At 62.2% G+C, this 26,183-nt stretch carries 21 protein-coding genes; 15 read left to right on the forward strand and 6 right to left on the reverse strand.

What is annotated here, in order from left to right; all coding sequences use genetic code 11:
• Positions 1-158 precede the first annotated feature (158 nt).
• From IEX16_RS11060 to IEX16_RS11070, 3 genes are read left to right on the forward strand one after another with little or no spacing between them, the layout of a single operon-like run.
• The gene (locus tag IEX16_RS11060) at positions 159-1,364 is read left to right on the forward strand and encodes an efflux RND transporter periplasmic adaptor subunit (RefSeq protein WP_373288332.1); all 1,206 of its coding nucleotides are present in this window, start codon (positions 159-161) and stop codon (positions 1,362-1,364) included.
• A gap of 11 nt (positions 1,365-1,375) precedes the next feature.
• Positions 1,376-4,555, forward strand: coding sequence for an efflux RND transporter permease subunit (locus tag IEX16_RS11065; RefSeq protein WP_188708544.1), 3,180 nt, complete (start codon positions 1,376-1,378; stop codon positions 4,553-4,555).
• Positions 4,548-5,990 carry an efflux transporter outer membrane subunit gene (locus IEX16_RS11070; protein WP_188708545.1) on the forward strand — a complete coding sequence of 481 codons (1,443 nt, stop codon included), beginning with the start codon at positions 4,548-4,550 and terminating at the stop codon, positions 5,988-5,990. Before IEX16_RS11065 ends, IEX16_RS11070 begins: the two co-directional genes overlap by 8 nt.
• On the opposite strand, the gene IEX16_RS11075 is transcribed toward IEX16_RS11070, so the two are convergent.
• A complete protein-coding gene (locus IEX16_RS11075; protein ID WP_188708546.1) occupies positions 5,987-6,622 on the reverse strand; it encodes an alternative oxidase in 636 nt (211 codons plus the stop codon). The two genes, IEX16_RS11070 and IEX16_RS11075, sit on opposite strands and share 4 nt — an antisense overlap.
• A gap of 141 nt (positions 6,623-6,763) precedes the next feature.
• Between IEX16_RS11075 and IEX16_RS11080 the strand changes: the two genes are divergently transcribed.
• Complete coding sequence (locus IEX16_RS11080) at positions 6,764-8,074, forward strand: MFS transporter (RefSeq protein WP_188708547.1); 1,311 nt, start codon at positions 6,764-6,766, stop codon at positions 8,072-8,074.
• A 44-nt stretch (positions 8,075-8,118) separates the two neighbouring features.
• Here the strand turns inward: IEX16_RS11080 and murI are convergent, their stop codons facing one another.
• Together murI and IEX16_RS11090 are read right to left on the reverse strand one after the other, a co-directional pair.
• The gene (murI, locus tag IEX16_RS11085) at positions 8,119-8,949 is read right to left on the reverse strand and encodes a glutamate racemase (RefSeq protein ID WP_188708548.1); all 831 of its coding nucleotides are present in this window, start codon (positions 8,947-8,949) and stop codon (positions 8,119-8,121) included.
• A gap of 102 nt (positions 8,950-9,051) precedes the next feature.
• A complete protein-coding gene (locus IEX16_RS11090) occupies positions 9,052-10,605 on the reverse strand; it encodes a fumarate hydratase (protein WP_188708549.1) in 1,554 nt (517 codons plus the stop codon).
• Between the two features lie 91 nt (positions 10,606-10,696).
• On the opposite strand from IEX16_RS11090, the gene fumC reads away from it, so the two are divergent.
• The gene (gene fumC / locus IEX16_RS11095) at positions 10,697-12,082 is read left to right on the forward strand and encodes a class II fumarate hydratase (RefSeq protein WP_188708550.1); all 1,386 of its coding nucleotides are present in this window, start codon (positions 10,697-10,699) and stop codon (positions 12,080-12,082) included.
• 114 nt (positions 12,083-12,196) lie between these two features.
• Here fumC and IEX16_RS11100 read toward each other — a convergent pair whose 3' ends face one another.
• Complete coding sequence (locus IEX16_RS11100; protein WP_188708551.1) at positions 12,197-12,811, reverse strand: YqhA family protein; 615 nt, start codon at positions 12,809-12,811, stop codon at positions 12,197-12,199.
• A gap of 161 nt (positions 12,812-12,972) precedes the next feature.
• On the opposite strand from IEX16_RS11100, the gene acs reads away from it, so the two are divergent.
• A complete protein-coding gene (acs, locus tag IEX16_RS11105; protein WP_188708552.1) occupies positions 12,973-14,970 on the forward strand; it encodes an acetate--CoA ligase in 1,998 nt (665 codons plus the stop codon).
• Positions 14,971-15,042: 72 nt separating this feature from the next.
• On the opposite strand, the gene IEX16_RS11110 is transcribed toward acs, so the two are convergent.
• On the reverse strand, positions 15,043-15,357 hold the full coding sequence (locus IEX16_RS11110; protein WP_188708553.1) for a c-type cytochrome: 315 nt from the start codon (positions 15,355-15,357) through the stop codon (positions 15,043-15,045).
• A 119-nt stretch (positions 15,358-15,476) separates the two neighbouring features.
• Here IEX16_RS11110 and IEX16_RS11115 point away from each other — a divergent pair, with 119 nt between their 5' ends.
• A complete protein-coding gene (locus IEX16_RS11115) occupies positions 15,477-15,716 on the forward strand; it encodes a TIGR04438 family Trp-rich protein (RefSeq protein WP_188708554.1) in 240 nt (79 codons plus the stop codon).
• A 184-nt stretch (positions 15,717-15,900) separates the two neighbouring features.
• On the opposite strand, the gene ilvD is transcribed toward IEX16_RS11115, so the two are convergent.
• Complete coding sequence (gene ilvD, locus IEX16_RS11120; RefSeq protein ID WP_188708555.1) at positions 15,901-17,610, reverse strand: dihydroxy-acid dehydratase; 1,710 nt, start codon at positions 17,608-17,610, stop codon at positions 15,901-15,903.
• A gap of 99 nt (positions 17,611-17,709) precedes the next feature.
• On the opposite strand from ilvD, the gene IEX16_RS11125 reads away from it, so the two are divergent.
• The 8 genes from IEX16_RS11125 (at position 17,710) to IEX16_RS11160 (ending at position 26,096) form a co-directional block, all read left to right on the forward strand.
• Positions 17,710-18,624, forward strand: coding sequence for a LysR family transcriptional regulator (locus IEX16_RS11125; RefSeq protein WP_188708556.1), 915 nt, complete (start codon positions 17,710-17,712; stop codon positions 18,622-18,624).
• A gap of 37 nt (positions 18,625-18,661) precedes the next feature.
• On the forward strand, positions 18,662-19,468 hold the full coding sequence (lgt, locus tag IEX16_RS11130) for a prolipoprotein diacylglyceryl transferase (protein WP_188708557.1): 807 nt from the start codon (positions 18,662-18,664) through the stop codon (positions 19,466-19,468).
• A gap of 293 nt (positions 19,469-19,761) precedes the next feature.
• A complete protein-coding gene (locus IEX16_RS11135) occupies positions 19,762-20,430 on the forward strand; it encodes a GntR family transcriptional regulator (RefSeq protein WP_188708558.1) in 669 nt (222 codons plus the stop codon).
• Complete coding sequence (locus tag IEX16_RS11140; RefSeq protein WP_188708559.1) at positions 20,427-21,008, forward strand: hypothetical protein; 582 nt, start codon at positions 20,427-20,429, stop codon at positions 21,006-21,008. The genes IEX16_RS11135 and IEX16_RS11140 overlap by 4 nt, the downstream gene beginning before the upstream one ends.
• Positions 21,005-22,477: a malonyl-CoA decarboxylase gene (locus tag IEX16_RS11145; RefSeq protein ID WP_188708560.1), complete on the forward strand. Its 1,473-nt coding sequence runs from the start codon at positions 21,005-21,007 to the stop codon at positions 22,475-22,477. The genes IEX16_RS11140 and IEX16_RS11145 overlap by 4 nt, the downstream gene beginning before the upstream one ends.
• A gap of 48 nt (positions 22,478-22,525) precedes the next feature.
• Positions 22,526-23,524 carry a Bug family tripartite tricarboxylate transporter substrate binding protein gene (locus IEX16_RS11150; RefSeq protein WP_188708561.1) on the forward strand — a complete coding sequence of 333 codons (999 nt, stop codon included), beginning with the start codon at positions 22,526-22,528 and terminating at the stop codon, positions 23,522-23,524.
• A gap of 206 nt (positions 23,525-23,730) precedes the next feature.
• Positions 23,731-24,507 (forward strand): enoyl-CoA hydratase/isomerase family protein, encoded by a 777-nt coding sequence (locus IEX16_RS11155; RefSeq protein ID WP_188708562.1) that lies wholly within the window; start codon positions 23,731-23,733, stop codon positions 24,505-24,507.
• Between the two features lie 47 nt (positions 24,508-24,554).
• On the forward strand, positions 24,555-26,096 hold the full coding sequence (locus IEX16_RS11160; protein ID WP_188708563.1) for a malonate--CoA ligase: 1,542 nt from the start codon (positions 24,555-24,557) through the stop codon (positions 26,094-26,096).
• Positions 26,097-26,183: the final 87 nt, after the last annotated feature.

The raw sequence follows: 26,183 nt of genomic DNA on the forward strand, positions 1-26,183 counted from the left end.
TGGTTCTGGGTAAGCTTTCTCTCCTGAACAGCTTCCAGAGATTCTCTTCGTTCCTGCACAGCCACACTCAAGGAAGCAGCATGCCTACGTCGAGCCTGATTCAGCCTTTTTTACCTTCTGAACTACTGCAAAAAAAGTCCCTCCGCCTGCAACTCCTGATGGTTGCGCTGCTGACAGTGTTCGTTGCAGCTTGTGGCAAAGGCGCCAATGGCAATGGATCGGGGGCCGGCGCAACGCGGCCACCGGCCGAGGTCGGCGTGGTGACGGTCAGCCAGGGTGATGTGGCACTCGTCACTGAACTGCCTGGCCGGCTGGAGGCCTCTCGCGTGGCACAGGTCAGGGCGCGGGCGGCGGGCATTTTGCAAAAGAGGTTGTTCCGTGAGGGCGGCGACGTCAAGGCCGGCCAGCCCTTGTTCACGATTGACTCTGCGCCTTACGCGGCCCAAGTAGCGAGCGCCAAGGCTGGCCAGGCGCGTGCGGAAGCCAATCTGGCCCAGGCCACAGGGCTGGCCGAGCGCTACAAGACGCTGGTGCAGGCCAATGCGGTCAGCAAGCAGGAATATGCCAACGCGGTGGCGGCGCAAAAGCAGGCCGAGGCCGATGTGGCCGTCGGCCGGGCGAACGTGCAGACCGCCAGCATCAACCTTGGTTATGCCGCGGTCACCGCGCCGATTTCGGGACGTATCGGTCGCGCGCTGGTCACCGAAGGCGCATTGGTCGGGCAGGGCGACGCGACCCAACTGGCGGTGATCCAGCAAATCAATCCGATGTATGTCAATTTCACGCAGTCCGCATCGGAAGTGATGAAGCTGCGCAATGGCCTGGAAAGTGGTCAGTTCAAACGTGCTGGTGGCGGCCGGGCAGCCAGCGTGCGCATCGTGCTGGAAGACGGCAGTGAATATGCCAAACCCGGCCGCTTGTTGTTTTCCGACCTGACGGTCGATGCCACCACCGGCCAGATCACGCTGCGCGCCGAAGTGCCCAACCCCGGCGGCGACTTGTTGCCGGGGCTGTATGTGCGCGTTCGGCTGGAGCAGGCCCAGGCCACCAATGCCATCACCTTGCCGCAGCAGGCGGTCACGCGCACCGCCCAGGGCGATACGGTGATGGTGGTCGGTGACGACAACAAGGTCAACCCGCGAACCATCAGGATAGGCTCAGCCAAGGGTAACCAGTGGGTGGTGCTCGAAGGCCTTAAAACCGGCGAAAAAGTCATGGTGGACGGCTTCCAGAAATTGCAGCCCGGCGCGACGGTCAAGCCGGTGCCCTGGCAGCCGGTCGCTGCCCGGCCTGCCGGCGCAGCTTCCGCCCCTGCGGCTTCTGCCTCCGCGCCTGCCGCTGCCGCCTCGTCGGCCGCGAAATAAGGAGCTGCTGCATGGCCAAGTTTTTTATTGATCGGCCGATCTTTGCCTGGGTGATTGCGCTGTTCATCATCGTGATGGGTGGCGTGGCGATCACGCGGTTGCCCATCTCCCAATACCCGCCGGTGGCACCACCTGCCATCGTCATCAACGTTGCCTATCCGGGCGCCTCGGCCCAGACGCTGGAAGACAGCGTGTTGTCAGTGATTGAGCGCGAGATGAACGGCTCGCCAGGCCTGATTTACATGGAGTCGGTGGCGCAGGCCAACGGTACCGGCAGCATCACCATCAGTTTTCAGCCCGGCACCAACGCCGACCTGGCGCAGGTGGACGTGCAGAACCGCCTCTCTCGCGCCTCGCCGCGTCTGCCGCAGGCCGTGACGCAACAGGGCGTGCGCGTGGACAAGTCGCGCTCCAATTTCCTGCTGTTCACCATGCTGTCGTCGAGCAACCCGGCGATTGATCCGATTGCGCTCGGTGACTACGCGTCCCGCACGGTGGTGCCTGAGCTGCAGCGTCTGCCCGGCATCGGTCAGGCCCAGTTGTTCGGCTCCGAGCGCGCGATGCGTGTCTGGATCGACCCGGCCAAGCTGGCGGGTTTCAACCTGTCCTCGGCCGATGTCACCACCGCCATCCGCTCGCAGAACGCGCAGGTCGCCTCCGGCACCATTGGCGACCTGCCCAATGTTGGCGGCCAGGGCATAGCAGCGACAGTGGTGGTCAACGGCCAGCTTGCCAATGTTGAACAGTTCGGCAACATCGTGTTGCGTGCCAACACCGACGGCTCCACCGTGCGGCTCAAGGACGTGGCCCGCATGGAACTCGGCGGCCAGACCTATGCAACGTCGGCGCGCCTCAACGGCCAGCCGGCCGTCGGTATCGGCGTTCAGCTGTCACCCAGCGGCAACGCGCTGGCCTCGGCCAAGGCCGTGCGCCAGAAGATGGCCGAGTTGGAGCGTTATTTTCCGCAGGGCGTGAGTTGGTCGATTCCCTATGACAGCTCGCGTTTTGTGCAGATATCCATCTCACAGGTTGCGGTGACGCTGCTGGAAGCCGTGGCGCTGGTGTTCCTGGTGATGTTCCTGTTCCTGCAGAACTGGCGCTATACCGTGATTCCGACCATCGTCGTGCCGATCGCGCTGCTGGGCACCTTCGGCACCCTCCTGGCCCTGGGTTTTTCGATCAACGTGCTCACCATGTTCGGCATGGTGCTGGTGATCGGCATCGTGGTTGATGATGCGATCGTGGTGGTCGAAAACGTCGAGCGCATCATGAGCGAGGAAGGCCTGCCGCCACTGGAGGCCACACGCAAGGCCATGAAGCAGATCTCGGGCGCCATCATCGGTGTGACGGTGGTGCTGATCTCGGTGTTTGTGCCGCTGGCCTTTTTTGCCGGCTCCACCGGCAACATCTACCGCCAGTTCTCGGCAGTGATGGTGGCGTCCATCGGCTTTTCGGCCTTCATGGCGCTGTCGCTAACGCCGGCTTTGTGCGCAACATTGCTCAAGCCGGTCGAGGCCGGGCATCACCACGAAAAGCGCGACTTTTTTGGCTGGTTCAACCGCGGCTTCTCGCGCACCGCGAAGGCTTATGAAAGTGTGGTTGCCCGCATACTCAAACGCGCGGCACGTTACCTGGTGATTTACGTTGCGATCATTGGTGTGGTGGCCGTGGTCTACATGCGTTTGCCCACGTCTTTCCTGCCGGGTGAGGACCAGGGCAATATTTTGGTGAACGTGCAGTTGCCGCCTGGCGCGACGCAGGAGCGAACGCTGGCAGTGATGCAGCAGGTCGAGGCTTACATCCTCAAGCAGCCCGAGGTGCAAAGCATGGTGGGTGTGCTGGGCTTCAGCTTTTCGGGCCAGGGCCAGAATGCGGCACTTGCCTTCGTGACGCTCAAGGACTGGTCCGAGCGTGAAGGCCCCGGCCAGTCGGCTGCGGAACTGGCGGGTCGGGCTTTCGGTGCGCTCTCGGGCATACGCGATGCCTTCATCTTCCCGTTGAGCCCGCCGCCGATTCCCGAACTCGGTTCTGCCAGTGGCTTCACCTTCCGTCTGCAAGATCGTGGTGGCGCTGGTCATGACGCGCTGCTCGCCGCGCGTAACCAGATGCTGGGCATGGCTGCCAAAAGCCCGGTGCTGGCCCAGGTGCGTCCGGACGGCCTGGAGGATGGGCCGCAATTGCAGATCGACATCGACCGCGACAAGGCCAATGCGCTCGGCGTTTCCTTTGACTCGATCAACGCTACGTTGTCGACAGCGCTTGGCTCAAGTTACGTGAACGACTTCCCCAATCAGGGACGGCTACAGCGTGTGGTGGTCCAGGCCGACGCACCCGCGCGCATGCAGCCCGATGATTTATTGCGGCTCAACGCGAGCAACAGCCAGGGTCGGCCGGTGCCGATGTCGGCTTTTGCGTCCACCCGCTGGGTCACCGGCGCCCAGCAGACCATCCGTTACAACGGCTACCCCGCAATGCGGATTTCAGGCTCGGCCGCGCCCGGCTACAGCTCTGGTGCAGCCATGGCCGAGATGGAAAATCTGGCGACCAGGTTGCCGGCGGGATTTGGTTTCGAATGGACCGGCCAGTCGCGCGAGGAAAAACTGGCCGGCTCACAGGCCCTGATCCTCTACGGCTTTGCGATCCTGGCCGTTTTCCTCTGCCTGGCGGCGCTGTACGAAAGCTGGACCATCCCGCTGGCGGTAATTCTTGTGGTTCCGCTGGGCGTGCTCGGCGTGTTGCTGGCGACGCTGCTGCGCGGGTATTCCAACGACGTGTACTTCCAGGTGGGACTGATCACCATCATTGGCCTGTCAGCAAAAAATGCGATCCTGATCATCGAGTTTGCCAAGGACCTGGAAGCCCAGGGCAAAAGCGCGATTGAATCGGCATTGGCAGCGGCCCACCTGCGGTTCCGTCCTATCGTGATGACGTCGCTGGCTTTCATGATGGGCGTGCTGCCGCTGGCGATTGCCACTGGCGCGGGCTCGGCCAGCCAGCGCGCCATCGGCACCGGCGTGATCGGCGGCATGATCACCGGGACGGCGCTGGCGGTGATCTTTGTGCCGGTATTTTTTGTCGTGGTGCGCGGTTTGTTCAAGAGCAGCGAGCGGCAGAAAAAAATGTATGCAGCACATGCCCATGCGGCGGGAATCGACGGCGATGAAAGCCTTGAAGGGAAAAACAATGCGTAAGACCGCTCTGGCGGGGACTTTGGCGGCGGCTCTGGCTGCCGGCTGCTCCATGGCGCCCAACTATGAGCGGCCCGACGCGCCGATTGCAACTGACTGGCCGGGCCTGCGGCTGTCAAGGTCGCTCGCGTCCGCGCCGCCGGTCGCCTCGGCCTCGGTGCAGTCTGTCGCCGCTGCCGACATCGAATGGCAGAGTTTTTTCAGCGACGCCAAGATGCGTCTGCTGATCGACGCGGCACTGCGTAACAACCGCGACCTGCGCATCGCGGTGCTCAACATCGAGCAGGCCCGCGCCCAGTTCCAGATCCGGCGGGCCGACCAGTTCCCGACGGTTGGCGCTGCGGCGACCGGTACGCGGCAGCCCGCCGCCGGCGGAAATATTTCCAGCGTCTACACCGCGGGACTGGCCATGACCTCGTACGAGATTGATTTCTTCGGTCGCGTCGCCAGCCTCAAGGACGCCGCGCTGGCGCAGTACCTGGCGACCGAAGAAGGGCGCAAGACCACGCAGATCAGCCTGATCGCCACCGTTGCCAACACCTGGCTGAGCCTGCTGGCCGATGAGGAGTTGCTGGGCATTACCGAGCAGACGCTTGCAACACGCGAGGAGTCTTTCAAGCTCAGCCAGCTGCGCTTTGACAATGGCATCACTTCCGAGCTCGACTTGCGCCAGGCCGAGTCGCTGGCGGAAGCCGCCCGTGTCAGCCGGGCGCAACTGCAGCGCCAGCGCGCGCAGGGCGAGAATCTGCTGACCTTGCTGGTGGGCCAGCCCTTGAGCGGAGAACTGGCAACCGCCTTGCCACGTGGCCAAGCGCTGGCCGATGCGCCGGTCATGGTGGACGTGCCCGCCGGTCTGCCCTCGGACTTGCTGACCAAACGGCCCGACATCCGCCAAGCCGAACAGCAACTGCTGGCCGCCAACGCCAACATCGGCGCCGCGCGCGCCGCATTTTTTCCGCGGATTTCACTGACGGCGTCGGCTGGCAGCGTCAGTACCCACTTGTCGGGCCTTTTCGAAAGTGGAACCTACGGCTGGACGCTGGCGCCGCAATTGTTCTTGCCGCTGTTCGACGCGGGCCGCAACCGCGCCGGGCTCGATTCTGCCAATGTCAACCGCGACCTGGCTGTGGCGCAGTACGAAAAAGCCATCCAGACCGCTTTCCGTGAAGTGGCCGATGCCCTGGCGGGCCGCGCCACGCTGGGTGAGCAACTTCGCGCCCAGCAAGCGCAGACAACGGCAGAAACCACGCGTTTCAAGTTGTCGGACCTGCGATACCAGAACGGCATTGCCAACCAGCTTGACTTGCTCGACGCCCAGCGCTCGCTGTTCGCCGCGCAGCAGGCCGTGGTGCAAACCCGGCTGCTGCAACTGCAAAACCAGGTCACCTTGTACAAGACCCTGGGTGGCGGCTGGAAAGAGCCTGCGGCAACGCCCTAAGCGGCCTTGGTTTCGGCGCTGAGCTGGTCGGCAAACGCGTGGTTGAGGTCGCGGTGGCCGGCTTCATCGTCGCGCACGACCAGGATCACGTCGCGCAGGCGCGCGTCAGGTGCCAGCTTCCAGTAGTCAATCGCGATTTGCGGCGCGGGCACATTCTCGTACTGCCCGCTGTCAATGCCCGCCAGGTATTCGGTGTAGCTGTAGACCGCTTCTTCCTCGAAGTAGCCGACGAGTCGGTGCGCGGTGCGGGAGGACACCAGGTAGAGCAGGAAAAACAGGTTGTAGAAGATGCCCTGCGCCAGCATGATCATCCAGCGTTCCAGCCGGCTCGGTTTGGCGATGTGCACAAAGGTCATCAGGTGCATGCGTTCGTTTTCGGCTTCGTCAAGCAACTGACGTATCCAGCCCTCGTCGTTTTTCATGCTGCGCAAGGACTTCAGGTGGATCAGCGCCCCGCCGACCATGCCCGGCACCGCAGCCACGGTTTCCAGCACCACGGCGCGGTTGCCGTAACGTCCGGCAAAAAAGGTGTCCGCCAGGAAACGCAGCAAGCGGGTGGTGCGCCAGGCGAAGCGGTCCGAGAGATCCGTCTGTACATGGTGCGGTGCTTGCGGTGGCGTGGAGTCGGACATGAGGCATTCTCCTGTGGTGCGATTCATTGGAACACGTATCAAGCGGAAGATGCTATTTGGACTTCCTGAACCCCTGGCCTTCCGCGCCATCGCGCCGACATTCTGGTGGTTTATGCTGGGTTCCTTTTCAGGAGCTGAGCCATGGTCCTCTTTTCCCAGGATGCCCTCAACCCCGGCGTGCGCAAGCGCGAGGTGTTTGGTTGGGCCATGTATGACTTTGCGAACTCGGGTTACACCACCGTCGTGATCACGGCGGTATTTGCCGCCTATTTCGTGGGCGGCATTGCGCAGAAGGCCGAGTGGGCCACCTTTGCCTGGACGGCGGCGCTCAGCGTGTCCTACGCGATTGTCATGCTCACCATGCCTAGCCTCGGCGCCTATGCCGACCTGCGCGCGGCCAAGAAGCGACTGCTGATGATCACCACCGCCGGCTGTGTGCTCAGTACTGCTGCGCTGGCGCTGGCTGGTCCCAGCAGCGTGGCTTTCGCGGTGCTGCTGATCATTGTGTCGAATACCTTTTTTGCGTATGGCGAGTCACTAACCGCCGCCTTCTTGCCGGAACTGGCCCGGACTGAAGCTTTGGGAAAGGTCAGCGGCTGGGGTTGGGCTTTCGGTTACTTCGGCGGCATGCTGGCGCTTGGCATTTGTCTGGGCTATGTAATCTGGGCCCAGGGGCGCGGTATCCCGGCTGACCAGTTTGTTCCCGTCACCATGCTGATCACGGCTGTGATTTACGGCCTGGCCTCGCTGGTGACCTTCCGCCTGCTCAAGGAAAGGGCGCAGCCCAACCCGGCGGCCTCACGTGTGGGCGGCATGAAGGCGTCGCTGGCGCAATTGCGCCAGACCTTTCGCCAGGCCAGGCGTTACAAGGACTTCATGTGGCTGCTGGCCAGCGCCGTGTTCTACCAGGGGGGGGTCGCCGTGGCCATCGCGTTGGCCGCTATTTACGCCGAGCAGGTGATTGGTTTTCAGCCGCAGGAAACCATGGTGCTGATCTTCGTGCTTAACTTTGCCGCCGCCGGTGGTGCGTTTGCCTTCGGTTATTTCCAGGACCGCATCGGCCACAAGCTGGCGCTGGGCATTACGCTGGTGGGCTGGATCGCCACCTGCGTGATCGCTGCCGTTACCACCACCAAGGGCGGCTTCTGGTACGCCGCCGCGATCGCCGGGGTGTGCATGGGCTCCAGCCAGTCGGCCGGCCGCGCCATGGCCGGCATGTTCGCTCCGAAAAAGCAACTGGCCGAGTTTTACGGCCTGTGGACCTTCGCCATCCGGCTGGCCAGCATCATCGGGCCGCTGAGTTACGGCGCCATTACCTGGATGACCGGTGGTGACCAGCGCACCGCCATTTTGTCGACGGCCGTGCTGTTTGCCGTGGGCCTGGTGCTGCTGGTTCCGGTGAATGTGCTGCGCGGGCGGCAGGCCGCGCTACAGGCCGACACCCAGGCCTGACCACCTGTTCCGCGTGGGTTTCGGTGAATCAGCCGTGGCGGCTGTCAGACATGCAGCGGGGCTGCGGTGCTGTCGAGTTGCAACCAGCGCTGCGCTGCCGTTTGCAAGACGGCGGGTTCGCCGGTGGTGAACAACTTGATCTGGCCGACCCGCTTTGTGACGGGGCTGTCGGCGGCAAGTAAGCGCAAGCGGGTCTGGCGCGCGACCGGCACGCCGGTGTCCACGAGGTGCACGTCCGGCCCGAGCAGGGCGCGCAGGATTTCACTGGCGAACGGGTAATGGGTGCAGCCGAGCACCAGCGTGTCCATCTCCCCATCCTTCAAGCCAAATCGGCCCATAGCCCTTGTGTGGATTGAGCAAGCAGCTATCAATTCAGGAGCGGATTCGGGCCAGCCGGCTGCCTGTTCGATGGCTTCCGCCAGGCCGTCACAGGGCTGCAGCACAAACTCGGCTTGGGTCGACAGGGTGCCCAGCAAAGTCCTGAAGCGGGCGCTCGCCAGTGTGCCGCGTGTCGCCATGACGCCGATGCGTTTGGTTTTGCTGAGGACGGCAGCCGGTTTGAGCGCCGGCTCCACCCCAATGATGGGCAAGTGCGGATGCTCCGCACGCAGCAGGTCGATCGCCGCTGCCGTGGCGGTATTGCAGGCGATCACCAGGGCCTGAATCTCTTGCCCCAGCAGGTACTGGGTGAGGGCGCGCGAGCGCGCGGTCACAAATGCATCGTCCCGCTCGCCGTAGGGCGCGTGGCCGCTGTCGGCGATGTAGATGAAGTCTTGCTGCGGCAGTTCGGCGCGTAGCGCTTGCAGCACGCTCAGGCCGCCGATGCCGCTGTCGAAGATGCCAATGGGCCCCCACGGTCGCGCACTGCGTGTCACTCCCTGCCCCCCGAGGGGGCCGCTGCGCCTGCGGTCCGGCAAAGCCGGTCCCGCGGCCCCTGCTTGAAGGGAGAGAGGATGCACGCTCTCGGCTGTTATGGACTAGGCGGCCGCTACCGTGATGCCCTTGAACTCGCCGGTGGCAATTCGCTTTTGCCACTCGGCCGGGCCGGTGATGTGCGCGCTGGTGCCGCCTGAGTCAACCGCCACGGTCACCGGCATGTCAACCACGTCGAATTCGTAAATCGCCTCCATGCCCATGTCCGAAAAACCGACGACTTCGGCATGTTTGATGGCCTTGGAGACCAGGTAGGCAGCGCCGCCCACAGCCATCAGGTAGGCGCTTTTGTGTTTCTTGATGGACTCGATGGCGACCGGGCCGCGTTCGGCCTTGCCGATCATTGCAATCAGCCCCGTCTCTGCCAGCATCATCTCGGTAAAACCATCCATGCGGGTGGCGGTGGTCGGGCCGGCCGGGCCCACGGCTTCGCCGGCCACCGGGTCCACCGGGCCCACGTAATAAATCACGCGGTTGGCAAAGTCCACCGGCAGTTTTTCGCCTTTCGACAGCATGCCCTGGATGCGCTTGTGCGCGGCGTCGCGGCCGGTCAGCATCTTGCCGCTGAGCAGCAGGGTGTCGCCGGGTTTCCAGCTCGCGACCTCGGCCTTGGTCAAGGTGTTGAGGTCCACCTTCTTGCTCTTCTGGTAGTCCGGCGCCCATTCCACATCGGGCCAGAGGTCCAGCGAGGGCGGGTCGAGGTAAACAGCGCCGCTGCCGTCCATCACAAAGTGGGCGTGGCGCGTGGCCGCGCAGTTCGGGATCATGGCTACCGGCTTGCTCGCCGCGTGGGTTGGGTACATCTGGATCTTCACGTCGAGCACGGTGGTCAAGCCGCCCAGGCCCTGCGCGCCTATGCCGAGCGCGTTGACTTTTTCAAACAGTTCGAGTCGCAGGGCTTCGACCTTGCTGAGTTCGGCGCCGGAAGCGGCCTTGGCCTGCAGCTCGTACATGTCGAGGTCGTCCATCAGCGACTCCTTGGCCATCAGTACGGCTTTTTCGGCGGTACCGCCAATGCCTATGCCCAGCATGCCGGGCGGGCACCAGCCCGCGCCCATGGTCGGCACGGTTTTGAGCACCCAGTCGACGATGGAGTCGCCGGGGTTGAGCATGGCCATCTTGCTCTTGTTCTCGCTGCCGCCGCCCTTGGCCGCCACCGTGATGTCGAGTTTGTCGCCCGGCACGATCTCGGTGAAGATCACCGCCGGCGTGTTGTCCTTGGTGTTCTTGCGATCGAAGTGCGGGTCCGCCACGACCGAGGCGCGCAGGGTGTTGTCGGGGTGGTTGTAGCCGCGCCGAACGCCTTCGTTTATGGCGTCGTCGAGGCTGCCCGTGAAACCTTCCCAGCGCACGTCCATGCCGACCTTGAGGAAGACGTTGACGATGCCGGTGTCCTGGCAGATCGGGCGGTGGCCGGTCGCGCTCATCTTGCTGTTGGTCAGGATCTGCGCAATCGCGTCTTTGGCGGCCGGGCTTTGTTCGCGCTCATAGGCGCGCGCCAGATGCGCGATGTAGTCGGCCGGGTGGTAGTAGCTGATGAACTGAAGCGCGGCGGCGACGGATTCGATGAGGTCGGCTTGTTTGATTGTGGTGGTCATGGTCGGGTGATGTGGGGGATGGCTTTTCAGGAGCGGTGTCATGTGCTACGGTGCGCGCTCAACTCTGCATTTTGACAGGTAAGCACACACCATGACGACACGTACCGAACGCGATACTTTTGGCCCGATAGAAGTCCCGTCCGACCGGCTGTGGGGCGCGCAGACGCAGCGCTCGCTGCAGAACTTCGACATCTCGGGCGAGTTGCAGCCGCGCGAAATCATCCGGGCGCTGGCCCAGGTCAAGCGTTCGTCGGCCACCGTGAACCACGCGCTGGGCCTGCAGGACGACAAGAAGACAAAGGCCATCATCGCCGCTGCCGACGAGGTAATCGCTGGCCAACATGCGGACGAGTTTCCGCTGGTGGTCTGGCAGACCGGCTCGGGGACCCAGACCAACATGAATATCAACGAAGTGCTGGCGAACCGCGCCAGTGAGTTATTGGGCGGCGAGCGAGGCGAAAGCCGGCTGGTGCACCCGAACGACGACGTGAACCGCAGCCAGTCCTCCAACGATGTGTTCCCGACCGCCATGCATGTGGCGGCGGTAGAAGCGATCACGCACAAGCTGCTGCCGGCGATTGTCAAGCTGCGCGGCACGCTGGCCAAGAAGGCGCAGGACTTCGACAGCATTGTGAAAATCGGCCGTACCCATTTGCAGGACGCGACACCGCTGACCCTGGGCCAGGAGTTCTCCGGCTACGTGGCCCAGCTCGCCCACGGCGAAAAACATCTGCGTGCCGCATTGCCGCATCTGTACGAACTGGCGCTGGGCGGCACCGCCGTCGGCACCGGCCTGAATGCGCCCCAGGGATATGCCGAACAGGTGGCGGCCGAGCTGGCCAGCCTGACCGGTTTGCCCTTTGTGACCGCGCCCAACAAGTTCGAGGCTATGGCCTCCTGCGACGCGCTGGTGCACGCCCATGGCGCACTGAAAACTTTCGCTGCCAGCATGATGAAAATCGCCAACGATGTGCGCTGGCTGGCCAGCGGCCCGCGCAGTGGCATCGGTGAATTGTCGATTCCTGAAAACGAACCCGGCTCGTCCATCATGCCGGGCAAGGTCAACCCGACCCAAAGCGAAGCCGTGACCATGCTCTGCTGCCAGGTTTTCGGTAACGACGTTGCCATCAATTTCGGCGGTGCCTCGGGCAACTTCGAGCTCAATGTGTTCCGGCCCATGATCGCCCACAACTTTTTGCAGAGCGTGCGCCTGCTGGCCGACGGCATGGTGAGTTTCAACGACCAGTGCGCCGTCGGCATCGAGCCGAACCGCGACCGCATCGCCGAACTGGTGGACCGTTCGCTGATGCTGGTGACCGCGCTCAACACCCACATCGGTTATGACAAGGCGGCCTTCATTGCCAAGAAGGCGCATAAGGAAGGCAGCAGCCTGCGCAACGCGGCTCTGGCGTCAGGCCATGTCACGGCGGAGCAGTTTGATCAGTGGGTGGTGCCAAAAAAAATGACTGGTCGTTAAGGCATGATATTTAATCAATAGCTAACTGCGCCCGCAGCATATGTGCTAGCGGCCGGTTGAATATTAAAAAAGGGCCGTGAGGCCCTTTTTTTGGTGCAAGCCGATGTTGCAGGCTCAGTGTTTTTGCGAGGCCGCCGCAATGCCCGACATGATCTTGTCGGTGTAGGCGATGGCCAGGGCCGACAGCAGGAAGGCGATGTGGATGACCGTCTGCGCGATCAGCACCCGGTCAGTGTAGTTGTCGGCGTTGATGAATGTTTTAAGCAGGTGGATGGAGCTGATGCCGATGATGGCGGTCGCCAGCTTGACCTTGAGCACCGAGGCGTTGACGTGGCTTAGCCACTCGGGCTGGTCGCGGTGGCCCTCGAGGTTCATGCGGCTCACAAAGGTCTCGTAGCCACCAACGATCACCATGATCAGCAGGTTGGAGATCATGACCACGTCGATCAGCGCCAGCACCACCAGCATGATCACGGTTTCATTCAGCGTGGTGATGGGTACATCGGTTTTGTAGCCGATGCTGGTCACCAGCGCCTGCAGCGCGGTCTGGCTGCCGAAAACAGCTTCGATCAGGTGCAGTAGTTCGACCAGAAAGTGAAACACGTACACGCCCTGCGCTGCGATGAGGCCCACATACAGCGGCAATTGCAGCCAGCGGCTGGCAAAAATGAAGTTGGGAATCGGTCGCAGCGGCGGGGCCTTTGGAGGGAGGGGCTTGGGATCGGACATGGTTCTTTATGGGGGTTTATACGGACTGTGCGGATTGTAGGCGTGCTGCCTGAGCGGCCTGAATTCGGGTTAAATCTGTAAGCTTCCAGCCAGTCAGTGGTCTGTAAGTGCTGAGCAGGACATTAGCACGGATTAATGACAAACTGAGGAGACAAGCCATCATGAACGCGCCTTCATCCGCCATCGAGTCCACACTGGTTGAAAACCGGGTTTTCTTCCCCAACCCCGAGCTGGCCAAATCCGCCCGCATTTCCAGCATGGACGCCTACAACGCGCTGTGCGCCGAAGCTGAAAAAGACTTCGAAGGCTTCTGGGCCCGGCTCGCGCGGGAAAACCTGAGCTGGAAAAAACCATTCACCCGGACCCTGGATGAGTCGAACGCGCCGTTTTACCAGTGGTTTGCCGACGGTGAACTCAACGCCTCGTACAACTGCCTGGACCGGCATCTCGGCACCGCCACAGAGAATAAGAAAGCCATCATCTTCGAAAGCGACGATGGCAAGGTGACCAACGTCACCTACAAGGAATTGCACGGCAAGGTCTGCCAATTCGCCAATGCGCTCAAGGCCATGGGCATCAACAAGGGCGACCGCGTCATCATCTACATGCCGATGACGGTGGAAGGTGTGGTTGCCATGCAAGCCTGTGCGCGCATAGGCGCAACCCACTCGGTGGTGTTCGGCGGCTTTTCGGCCAAGAGCCTGCAGGAGCGCATCCAGGACGCCGGTGCGGTCGCCGTCATCACCGCCAACTTCCAGTTGCGCGGCGGCAAGGAACTGCCGCTCAAGGCCATCGTCGATGAAGGCATCGGCATGGGCGGCTGCGAATCCATCAAGAACGTGATCGTCTACCAACGCACCGCCACGGCCTGCAATATGGTCGCCGGGCGCGACAGCCTGATGCACGAGGTCGCAGCGAAGCAGCCGGCCACCTGCGAGCCCGAGTTTGTCGGCGCAGAACATCCGCTGTTCATCCTCTACACCTCCGGCTCGACCGGCAAACCCAAGGGTGTGCAGCACAGCACCGGTGGTTATTTGCTGTGGGCCAAGCTGACCATGGACTGGGCTTTTGACATCCAGCCCTCGGATGTGTTCTGGTGCACTGCCGACATCGGCTGGATCACCGGCCACACCTATGTCGCCTATGGCCCGCTGGCCGCCGGCGCGACCCAGGTGATCTTCGAAGGTATCCCTACTTTTCCGAACGCTGGCCGCTTCTGGCAGATGATCGAAAAACACAAGGTCACGATTTTCTACACCGCGCCGACCGCGATCCGTTCGCTGATCAAGGCGGCCGAGGGCGACGAGAAAGTGCATCCGGCGCGCTCTGATTTGAGCAGCCTGCGCATCCTCGGTTCGGTCGGCGAGCCCATCAACCCCGAAGCCTGGATGTGGTACTACAAAAACGTCGGCGGCGAGCGCTGCCCGGTGATTGATACCTTCTGGCAGACCGAAACCGGTGGCCACATGATCACGCCGCTGCCCGGCGCGACACCACTGGTGCCCGGTAGCTGCACCTTGCCGTTGCCCGGCATCATGGCCGCCATCGTTGATGAAGTGGGCAAGGACGTGCCCAACGGCTCCGGCGGCATGCTGGTGGTCAAACGCCCGTGGCCCTCAATGATCCGCACCATCTGGAACGACCCCGAGCGTTTCAAGAAGAGTTATTTCCCCGAAGAGATGGGCGGCACGTACTACCTGGCTGGCGACGGCGCGGTGCGCAGTCTGGACCGCGGTTACTTCCGCATCACTGGCCGCATCGATGATGTGCTGAATGTGTCCGGCCACCGCATGGGCACCATGGAGATCGAGTCCGCGCTGGTCTCGCATTCAGCGCTGGTGGCCGAAGCCGCCGTGGTCGGACGGCCTGATGATTTGACCGGCGAGGCGATTGTGGCCTTTGTGGTGCTCAAGCGTTCGCGCCCCACCGGCGATGAGGCCAAGGCGATTGCGAAAGAGCTGCGCGACTGGGTCGGCAAGGAGATCGGCCCGATCGCCAAGCCCAAAGACATCCGTTTCGGCGACAACCTGCCCAAGACCCGCAGCGGAAAAATCATGCGCCGCCTGCTGCGTGGCATCGCCAAGGGTGAAGCCATCACCCAAGACACCTCGACATTGGAAAATCCCGCCATCCTCGATCAACTGTCTGAAAATCTGTGATCGAGGGCGTCGCCCATGAAAAAAGCCCGCTGACGCAGCGGGCTTTTTTGTGCCGGATGTCCGGTGAGGCGCTTATTTCTGCGTCATCACCCAGGCGGCGAGCTTCTTGGCTTCAGCGTCGTTGACCTGTGCGTTGGCTGGCATAGGCACAGGGCCCCAGACGCCGGAGCCGCCCTTGACGATTTTGCCTGCCAGTTTGTCCACCGCGTCTTTTTGACCGGCGTATTTGGCGGCCACGTCCTTGTACGAAGGGCCGACGAGTTTGGTCGCGACGGCATGGCAGGCCATGCAATTTTTAGCCGTGGCCAATTGCAGATCGGCCAGCGCCGGCGAAGAAACCACCGCACCGGCGGCCAGGGTAGCGATCACCAAGAATACACGTTTCATCGTTAACCTCGTGGGAAGAGTTTTTAATTTGGATTGGGGTACAGTCAGTTAACGCAATTGTAGTGGTGCGGGTTGACCTTGCTTACAAAGGGTTTCCCGCCCAATTTGAGGAATCATTCATGTTTTTTCTGTTCATCGGCGTCATTGGAATTTTGCTGAAATACCTGGAGATCGGTCCTGTGGCAACCCTGGACTGGTGGATGGTCCTGGCCCCGTTTGGCCTGGCTGTGATCTGGTGGTGGTGGGCGGACTCCAGCGGCTACACCAAAAAGAAGGAAATGGAAAAGATGGACAAGCGAAAGCAGGAGCGCATCGACAAGCAGCGTGATGCCATGGGGATGCTCAAAAAAAGGAAATGACCCCCACGGTCGCTCACTTCGTGTAGCTCCCTGCCCCCCGAGGGGGCTGCTGCGCCTGCGGCCCGGCGAAGCCGGTTCCGCGGCCCCTGCTTGAAGGGGAGCGCTGCTCGCTACGCTCGGCGCAAACAAAAAGTCCCTGCAGCTTCGCTGCAGGGACTTTTTTAATTCGCGCGTTGCCGCAATCTCAATAATCGTCGAGCACGGCGCCCTTGCTGGCGCTGGAGGCGTTGAAGGCGAACTTGGCCTGCACGCCGCGCATGTAACGCGGCAGCGGGGCTTTCCAGCCCACTTTGCGTTGAGCCAGTTCGGCGTCATCGATGTTCAGTTGCAGCAGCAATTGTTTCGCGTCGATGGTGATCGAATCGCCTTCCTTGATGAAGGCGATGTTGCCGCCCGCTGCAGCTTCTGGCGCCACGTGGCCGACCACCATGCCCCAGGTGCCACCTGAAAAGCGGCCGTCCGTGATCAGGCCCACCGTTTCGCCCAGGCCCGCGCCTATCAGCGCGCCGGTCGGCGCCAGCATCTCGGGCATGCCGGGGCCGCCCTTGGGGCCGAGATAACGCAGCACCATCACATCACCCGCAACAATCTTTCCGGCCAGGATGGCGGCCAACGCCGACTGCTCGTCGTCGAACACACGCGCCGGGCCGGTCATTACCGGATTTTTCAGGCCGGTGATCTTGGCAACACAGCCTTCAGGCGAGAGGTTGCCTTTGAGAATCGCCAGATGGCCCTGCGCATACATCGGTTTGTCGATGGGACGGATCACGTCCTGGTCGGCGCGCGGCGCATCCGGAACATCCTTGAGCACCTCGGCAATGGTCTGGCCGCTGATGGTCAGGCAGTCGCCATGCAGCAGGCCGGCCGCCAGCAGGATTTTCATGACCTGTGGAATGCCGCCCGCCTTGTGCAGGTCCACCGCCAGGTATTTGCCGCTGGGCTTGAGGTCGCACAGCACAGGCGTCTTGACACGCACGCGCTCGAAGTCGTCAATCGTCCAGTCCACCTCCGCCGCATGGGCAATCGCCAGAAAGTGCAGCACCGCGTTGGTTGAGCCGCCGGTGGCCATGATGACAGCCACGGCGTTTTCAATCGCCTTTTTCGTCACGATGTCGCGCGGCTTGATGTTCTTTTTGATGGCTTCGATCAGCACCTTGGCCGACTCTTTCGCCGAGTTGGCTTTTTCGTCGTGCGGATTGGCCATGGTCGAGGAGTAAGGCAGCGAGATACCAAGAGCCTCGAAGGAAGACGACATGGTGTTGGCGGTGTACATGCCGCCGCAACTGCCGGTGCCGGGAATCGCGCGGCGCTCGATCTGCAGCAGGTCCTCGTCGCTCATGCGGCCGGCCGAATGTTCACCTACGGCTTCGAACACGCTGACGATGTTGAGGTCCTTGCCCTTGTAGCTGCCCGGCAAGATGGTGCCACCGTAGACGTAAATGGATGGCACATTGGCACGCAACATGCCCATCAGGCCCCCTGGCATGTTCTTGTCGCAGCCGCCTACCACCAGAACGCCATCCATCCACTGGCCCTGCACGCAGGTTTCGATGCAGTCGGAAATCACTTCTCTGGAGACCAGAGAATACTTCATGCCCTCGGTGCCCATGGCCATGCCGTCGGAAATCGTGGGCGTGCCAAACACCTGCGCATTGCCGCCGGCTTCCTCGATACCGGCAATCGCAGCGTCGGCAAGTTTTTGCAGGCCGCTGTTGCACGGAGTGATGGTGCTGTGGCCGTTGGCCACACCGACCATGGGTTTCTTGAAGTCGCCGGCTTCGTAGCCCATCGCGTAATACATCGAGCGGTTTGGCGCGCGCGCGGTACCTTCGGTGATGTTTTTGCTGCGGCGGTTGATCGCGTCGCCGGCGCCGTCTTTGTCCTGCTGGTTCATGGGATGTCTTCTTTGTAGTGGGGGTTCGAAGTGCAAGTATGCCCCGCCTGGTTTTGCGCTTCCAATATATTTTTTGGCATCCATTAATATGCTGGGCATATGAGTCCCCTCCCCATTGAACTCAGGCTCTGGCGCCAGTTTGCCGCTGTGGCCGAGGAACTGCACTTTGGCCGTGCTGCAGCGCGCCTGCACATGACACAACCGCCGCTGACCCAGGCGATCGCCCACCTTGAAAAGCTGCTGGACGTACGTCTGTTCGACCGCACCAAACGCAGCGTGCAGATGACGCCGGCGGCCACGGCGTTGTTGCCGCAAGTGCTGGACCTGCTCGCACGCGCCCAGGCTTTGCCCGAACAGGCGAGGGCAGCCGATGCCGGGGAGCTGGGGCGCTTGCGGCTGGCTTTTGTGTCCACAGCGGGCTTTTCACTGCTGCCCGCATGGGTGCGGATTTTTCGCGAGCGCAACCCGCAGGTCCAGCTTGAACTGCTGGAAGCCACCGGCGACATGCAGCTCCAGGCTTTCGAGCGCCACGACATCGATGCCGGCGTGATCCTGCACTCACCGGGATTTGCTCCTCCGGGACTGCAAAGCCGGCGGGTGGCGCGGGAGCCGCTGGTGCTGGCGCTGGCTGAACAGCATCCGCTAGCGGCCAGGGCTTCGCTGGTTTTGGACGAGGTGCTGACGCAACCGCTGGTGATTTTCCCGCGTCGCATTTTGCCTTCGCTGTACGACGCGATTTTCGCCACGTACCACGCCGCTGCGCAGTCGCCCCGGGTGGCGCAGGAAGCAATCCAGATGCAGACCATCGTCAACCTGGTGTCGGCCGGTCTGGGCGTGGCATGGGTGCCCGACAGCGTGCGGCAGTTCCAGCGGCCTGGCGTGATCTATCGCAGTGTGGCGGGCAAGAAAGGCCGCCAGGTGCCGGTATGTGAAACCAGCCTGGTCTGGCCCGAGGGGGCTGTCCCGGCCTGCGTGACGCGATTCATAGATTGCGCGCCGGCCTGGCCCGGCTGAACGCTGCCCGGTTGTGGCCGCTGGCACAATAAGCCGCATGCTGATTCACCCCACCATCGACCCCGTCGCCTTGCAGTTGGGCCCGCTGGCCATTCACTGGTACGGCCTGACTTATCTGGCTGCCTTTGGCCTGTTCCTGTTTCTGGGCATGCGCCGCCTGCGGCATGAGCCCTATGCGTCGATGACCGGCGCTGCCGCGTGGAGCCGCAAGGACATCGAGGACATCCTGTTTCTCGGCGTGATGGGTGTGGTGCTCGGCGGGCGCATCGGTTACTGCCTGTTCTACAAGCCCGGCTATTACCTGGCGCATCCGCTGGAGATTTTGTATGTCTGGCAGGGCGGCATGAGTTTCCACGGCGGCATGCTGGGTGTGCTGGTGTCGCAGATCTGGTTTGCGCGCACGCGGCAAAAACCCTGGCTGCAGGTGATGGACTTGATTGCACCTTGCGTACCGACGGGGCTGGCGGCGGGGCGAGTCGGTAATTTCATCAACGGCGAATTGTGGGGCCGCCTGAGCAGCCCCGACTTGCCTTGGGGCATGGTGTTCAGGAACAGCGGCACGCTGGCGCCGCGACACCCCTCGCAGGTCTACCAGTTTCTGCTGGAGGGCCTGTTGCTGTTTGTGCTGCTGTGGCTGTATGCCCGCAAACCGCGCAAAACCGGGCAGGTATCGGCGGCCTTTCTGGTCGGCTACGGCGTGTTCCGTTTCATCGCCGAGTTTTTCCGCGAGCCCGACGACTATCTCGGCATCCTGGCGCTGGGAATGAGCATGGGCCAATGGTTGTGCCTGCCCATGGTCGCGGCCGGTGTCTGGCTCTGGATGTGGGCTGAAAAGCGGGCCTAGCCCACGCCAAATTTGCCAGATATGCTATCAATTGGATAGCAGACCAGCTGCTCGCGTGATAGCAATCAGCGGCAGCAAGCCCGGTCCCTGCGGACCAGTGTCCGGGTTTTTACCTGTGATTTTGTGCGCCAACCTCCTTGCCAGACTGTTCTCAGTCTTTAATAATTACCTGTAATTATAGGAAATTATGAAGATTCAAGCGATTCAGCGCGAAGAATTTGCTGCCCGTGGTTGTCGGCGCGGACTTTGCTCGTCGGCGCGTGGTCTTCAATTAGGCGGGGCGGACTGACAGCATGCGCCTCGTCCAGAACTCACTGCACCAGGAAGTCGCAGCCACCTTGCGCGAGCAGATTTTTGCCGGCCTGTATGCACCCGGCAGCTTTCTCGATGAACTGGTGCTGTGCGAACGCCTGCAGATTTCGCGGACGCCGCTGCGTGAGGCGCTCAAGGTGCTGACCGCCGAGGGGCTGCTGCGTCACGAGCCACGGCGTGGCTGCTTTATCAGTGAGGTGACCGAAAAAGACTTGGACGACATCTTCCCGGTGATTGCGCTGCTGGAAGGCCGCTGCGCCTTCGAGGCGGCGCGCAATGCGACCGACGCCGACCTCGCCGCGCTGACGACGCTGCACGAACGCCTGAACAGCCACGCGCAGGCCAGCCGCCTCAACGACTACTACGACACCAACTTCGCGATCCACGAAGCCATCATCACGCTGGCCGACAACCGCTGGCTGGCCATGGCAATCGCCGATTTGCGCAAGATCCTCAAGCTGGCACGCTCGCAGCAATTGCACGCGCCTGGCCGTCTCGCGCAAAGCCTGTCCGAACATATGGCGGTGTTTGCCGCTCTGAAAGCCAGAGACAGCGCAGGCGCCGAAGCCGCCATGCGCACCCACCTGACCCGCCAGCGAGAAGCCCTCAGGGAACTCGCCAGGAGTCAGAGAACGAAGGTGCTGGCATGACCTACCTGACGAGGGGCCCCGGCAGAATGCTGGGGATCGGCAGTAAAGGTCAGGCCAGCGGAGAGCAGACACCTTTTTGCCCGCTGATCGTTAGCGCCACAGGAGGCGACGGCATGACCTACCTGACGAGGGGCCCCGGCAGAATGCTGGGGATCGGCAGTAAAGGTCAGGCCAGCGGAGAGCCGACACCCGGCTTTATGCAAATCGATGACGCCACAGGAGGCGACGGCAAGACCCACCTGGCGAGGGGCCCCAGCGCAGTTGGGGATCGACAGCAGGCGAATGCCAGCGCAGAGTCGACACCTTTTTGCCCGCTGATCGTTAGCGCCACAGGAGGCGAAGGCAAGACCCACCTGGCGAGGGGCCCCAGCTTGCTGGGGATCGGCAGTAAAGGTCATGTCAGCAAGGAGTCGACACCTTTTCGCTCCCTGACCGCTAACGCATTGGGAGGCGACAGCATGAGCCCGTTCATCGTCAGCGCCTCGAGAACCCACAGGATGCAGTTCCTGATGAAGCCTCATGCACATGGGCGCATCAGCGATTCCCGTTTTCAAACCACCCCACAGGCCACCTCATGAACACGCCCGACTGGATCACCCGCAGCGTGGCCATCTTGCGCAGCCCTGATAAATCCGAGTCAAAAGGCGTGCCAGCCCATACAGAACGGGCGCAAGCAGCTACCAAATCAGGAGCAGGTGCGGCGGCGGTGCGCAGCACCCGCGAGCGGCTCAACGCCACCTTGCGGCAAAAAGAAGAAGCCCTGTCGCCGCGCGTGCTGCGCCGCACGCTGGAAGAACTCAAGGCCATCGTTGATCCGCAGGTCAGCGAGATTGAAGGTGGGCGCCGCGCCATGGGTGTGGCCGGCTGGTATGCCAATGCCTCGCTCGACGAGCGCCGCGACATGTGGCTGCTGATGAGTGAGCAGTTTGTCGCCGACGCTGCCAGGGTCAAGCTGGCGCAGACGCAATTCGCGGCCGCAGTCGGCACGCCCGACGAAGCCGTGGCCGAAGTGCGTTACCGGCGCGCCACCGTGTCGCCGCGCCGGCGCCTGCTGCAGCGCTTCAGCGCCTTCCCGGAAGGATTCCGTTTTCTGGTGAACCTGCGCGCCGATCTGTTGCCGCATCTCAAGGCGGACAAGCGCCTGCAAGCGCTGGATGTCGAGATGGAGTACATGTTCTCGACCTGGTTTGACGTGGGTTTCCTGGACCTGCGTCGCATCAGCTGGGACTCGCCGGCTTCGCTGATCGAAAAGTTGATCAGGTACGAGGCCGTACACGACATCAAGAGCTGGGCCGATGTGAAAAACCGGCTCGACAGCGACCGCCGTTGCTACGGGTTTTTCCATCCCCGCATGCCCGACGAGCCGCTGATTTTTGTCGAAGTGGCGCTGATCGACGACATGGCCGACAGCATCATGCCGCTGCTCGACGAGTCGGCCGCGCCGGCTGATCTGAAAAAAGCCACGACCGCGATTTTTTATTCGATCAGCAATACGCAGACCGGCTTGCGCGGTGTGAGTTTCGGCGATTCGCTGATCAAGCGCGTGGTCGAGACGCTGCATGAAGAGTTTCCGCGTCTGAAGAACTTTGCGACGCTGTCGCCTATTCCAGGGTTTCGTTCCTGGCTGGGAAAAAATGCGGTCAACCTCTTGACGCAACTCGACGAGAAGGAACGCACGCTGCTGGGCCGGGCGGTTGGCTTCGAGCCGCCCACGGCGCAACATTTCCTTACTGCGGCCGACAATGCGCTGACCCTGAACGAGAAGTCGGCCGTGCGCCGTGTGTTACTGCATTGCGCCGCTCACTACCTGGGGCGGGAACTCGACGATGGCAAGCCGCTGGATCCGGTCGCCCGCTTTCATCTGGGCAATGGCGCGCGCGTGGAGCGCATCAACTGGGGCGGTGATCCCTCGCCGAAGGGTCTGAAACAGTCCTGCGGCCTGATGGTCAACTACCTTTACGATCTCAAGCGGCTGGACAAGCACCGCGCTCTGCTCGCGCAGGGGAAAATCCCCGTATCCGGTGCCATCGAAGATTTGTATATTTGAGTTTTGTTTTTGAACCGTTTTTATTGATTCACAAAAACAGGAGACAGCATGACATCGAGTTTTGACATCAAGGCATCCCGGCGGGATGTGCTGCGTGCCGCTGCGGCGGGCGCCGCTGCATTTTCAATGGGCAGCTATGCGCAATCGACCTGGCCGGTCAAGCCGGTCAACATGATCGTGCCTTTCCCGGCCGGCGGCGGCACCGATGCGTTTGCACGCCCGATGTCTGCACAATTCTCGCGCCTGACCGGCAAGCAACTGATCATCGACAACCGCGGCGGTGCCGGCGGCACGCTCGGCGCCAGCATTGCAGCCAAGGCTGCGCCCGATGGTTACACGCTGTTCATGGGCGCGGTGCACCACACGATTGCGCCCAGCATGTACCCCAAGCTGGACTACGACATCGAGAAGGACCTGGTGCCGCTGATCCTGGTGGCCAGCGTGCCGCAGGTGGTGGTGGTCAACCCGCAAAGGTTGCCGGTCGCCAACTTCAGGGAGTTTCTGGACAACGCCCGCAAGAACCCCGGCAAGCTCAATTACGGCTCGGCCGGTGCCGGCACCTCGCACCATCTCGCGGGTGAGTTGTTCAAGCAGCAGACCAAAACATTCATCACCCACATTCCCTACCGCGGCGCCGGCCCGGCCCTGCAGGGCCTGATCGCCGGTGATGTCGAGATGATGTTCGACGGTCTCGGTTCCTCGGCGGCCCATATTGCCGGTGGCCGCATCAAGGCGTTGATGGTGTCCGGCAACAAGCGCAACCCGGCGATTCCGGATGTGCCGAGCGCCGCCGAGATGGGTCTGCCCGACTACAACGTGACCACCTGGTACGGCGTGTGGGGACCCAAAGGCATGCCGGCTGACGCCCAGGCGCGCGCCATCGAAGAAATCCGCAAAGCCTGCACCACGGACGAAGCCAAGGCGGTCTGGGCGCGTCAGGGGGCTGAGTTCGCCGGCCTGAGCGGCCCGCAGTTTGGCAGCTTCATCAGCGCCGAGGTCAAGAAGTGGACGCAGGTGGTCAAGGCTTCCGGCGCGAAACTCGATTAAGAGATGGCCCCCACGCTTGTCGCTTCGCGTACTGCGCTGCCCCCCGAGGGGGCTAATTTCCCTTGGGCCGGCCCGGCGGGAAATTGCATAGCCCCCGCGCTTTTCACTTCGTGTAATACGCTGCCCCTTTCACGACGTGAAGGGGCTGTTCCACCTTGTGGCGGCCCGGCGGTGGATCAGCTTTTTGTCTCTGTCGGCATGAGTACATGAAGGGACAGGTTCGGCTTGCCATCACAGGCAGCATCGCGCGCGTCACCCTGTCCCACCCCGGCAAGCTCAACGCCATGTCGCGTGCGATGTGGCTTGAGTTGCGCGAGGTGTTTGAAGGCATTCAGCAGGACGCGGCCTTGCGCTGCGTGCTGCTGGCCGGTGAAGGCGGCAACTTCTGTGCAGGCGGGGATATCTCCGAGTACGCCGCTTTCCGTTTTGAGGAAGCCAGACTGCGCCACTTTCACGACGAGCAGGTCTGGGGTGGCCTGCAGGCCATGCTGGACTGCGACGTGCCAATCGTGGCTCAGATTGAAGGCGCCTGCATGGGCGCGGGTCTGGAGATCGCGAGTTGCTGCGACCTGCGTCTGGCGGGTGCGTCAGCCCGGTTTGGCGCGCCGATTGCGAAGCTGGGTTTCCCGATGGCGCCGCGTGAGATGGCGCTGGTGATGGGTGCCGCCGGTGAACTGAGCACACGCGAGATGCTGCTGGCAGCCGCAGTGCTGGACGCAGCCACGGTGGCGCAGCGGGGCTTTCTCAATCGCGTGGTGCCAGACCACGAGGTAGTGGCCGAAGCCACCGCGACGGCCGCAGGTGTTGCGAGTCTCGCGCCGCAGGCTGCACGCCTGAACAAACAGTCTTTTCGGGCTCTGGCCCATATCCAGATTGCGCGAGAAGCTACTGATTTAATAGCAAATGCTTACAATTATGCGGATTCCGCCGAACACCGGGAAGGGGTGATGGCCTTTGTCGAAAAACGTTCACCGCAATTTTAAGAACTTGCCCGTCCTGTTTCTTGTCCCGATCTCCAGGTGAACCAGCAATGAAAAACAACAATCTGTTCGCCGCCTTGCGCGCGGCCTTTCCCGAGGACCTCGACGCCATTGCGGTCGAGACCGACAGTGGCCTGTATTACTCCTGGGGGGACCTGGAGCGCGGCACGGCCATGCTGGCCAACTTGCTGAAGTCGCTGCAGTTGCCTGAGGGCGCGCGCATCGCAGTGCAGGTTGAAAAATCGGTCGAGGCCATGATGCTGTATCTTGCCACCCTGCGCGCCGGCTATGTGTTCCTGCCACTGAACACCGCCTACCAAAGCGCCGAGATGGAATATTTCATCGCCAACGCCGAGCCCTCGGTGGTGGTGTGCGGACGCAAAAATTTCGGCTGGGTCAGCAAGATCGCGTTCCAGCATGGCACCTACAACGTCTTCAGCCTGGACGACAACCGCATCGGCTCGCTGCTGGACCGCGCCGCGCAATGCAGCGACAGGCATGAGGTAGTGCAGCGCAAGGCCGATGATCTGGCGGCGATTTTGTACACCAGCGGTACCACCGGGCGCAGCAAGGGTGCCATGTTGTCGCACGGCAACCTGTCTGACAACGCGCAGGTGCTCAAGGACTATTGGGGCTGGACGGCTACCGGAGGGCCTGAAGGCCGTGGCGATGTGCTGATTCATGCGCTGCCGATTTTTCATGTGCACGGCCTGTTCGTCGCCATCCACGGCGCGCTGATCAACGGCAGCAAGATGATCTGGCTGTCGAAGTTCGATCCGAAGCTCGTTGTCGACAAGCTGCCTGAGGCCACCGTCTTCATGGGCGTGCCTACGTTGTATGTGCGCCTGCTGGCCGAGCCAGGGCTCACGCGCGAGGCTTGCCGCAACATGCGCCTGTTTGTCGCCGGATCGGCGCCGCTGCTGATCGAAACCTTCAAGGCCTGGCAGGAACGCACCGGCCACACGATTCTGGAGCGTTACGGCATGAGTGAGACTGCCATGCTTACCTCCAACCCCTATGAGGGCGAACGCCGCGGTGGCACTGTCGGTTTCGCGTTGCCGGGGGTCAAGCTTCGGGTGCAGGGCGATGGTGGCCAGCCGCTGCCGGCCGGCGAGGTCGGCGGCATCGAGGTCCAGGGCCCTAACGTGTTCCAGGGTTACTGGCGCATGCCGGAAAAAACAAAAGAAGAGTTCACAGCCGATGGATTCTTCAAGACTGGTGACGTCGGAAAAATCGACGAACGCGGCTATATCCACATCGTCGGGCGCAGCAAGGACCTGATCATCAGCGGCGGCTACAACGTTTACCCGGCCGAGATCGAGGGCTACATCAATGACATGCCCGGTGTGGTTGAGAGCGCGGTGGTCGGCGTGCCGCACCCTGACTTCGGCGAGGTTGGCGTGGCCATCGTGATCGCCAGACCCGGCAATACGCTTGACGGGGAGGCCATCATTTCCGCCTTGAAATCGGGGCTGGCCAACTTCAAGATTCCCAAGCGCTGTTTTGTGGTGACCGAACTGCCGCGCAACACCATGGGCAAGGTGCAGAAGAATTTGCTGCGCGAGCTGCACAAGCAACTGTTCGCGGGCTGAGGTGCCAAGGAAGCGCTGAGTAAGTCCTTGCGGAAGTGCGGCAGCCGGATCGGGATGGGATGCAAGGTGGATTTCGCAGTCAATAGC

The sequence above is a fragment of the Polaromonas eurypsychrophila genome (assembly GCF_014641715.1).
Lineage (GTDB): Bacteria > Pseudomonadota > Gammaproteobacteria > Burkholderiales > Burkholderiaceae_C > Polaromonas > Polaromonas eurypsychrophila.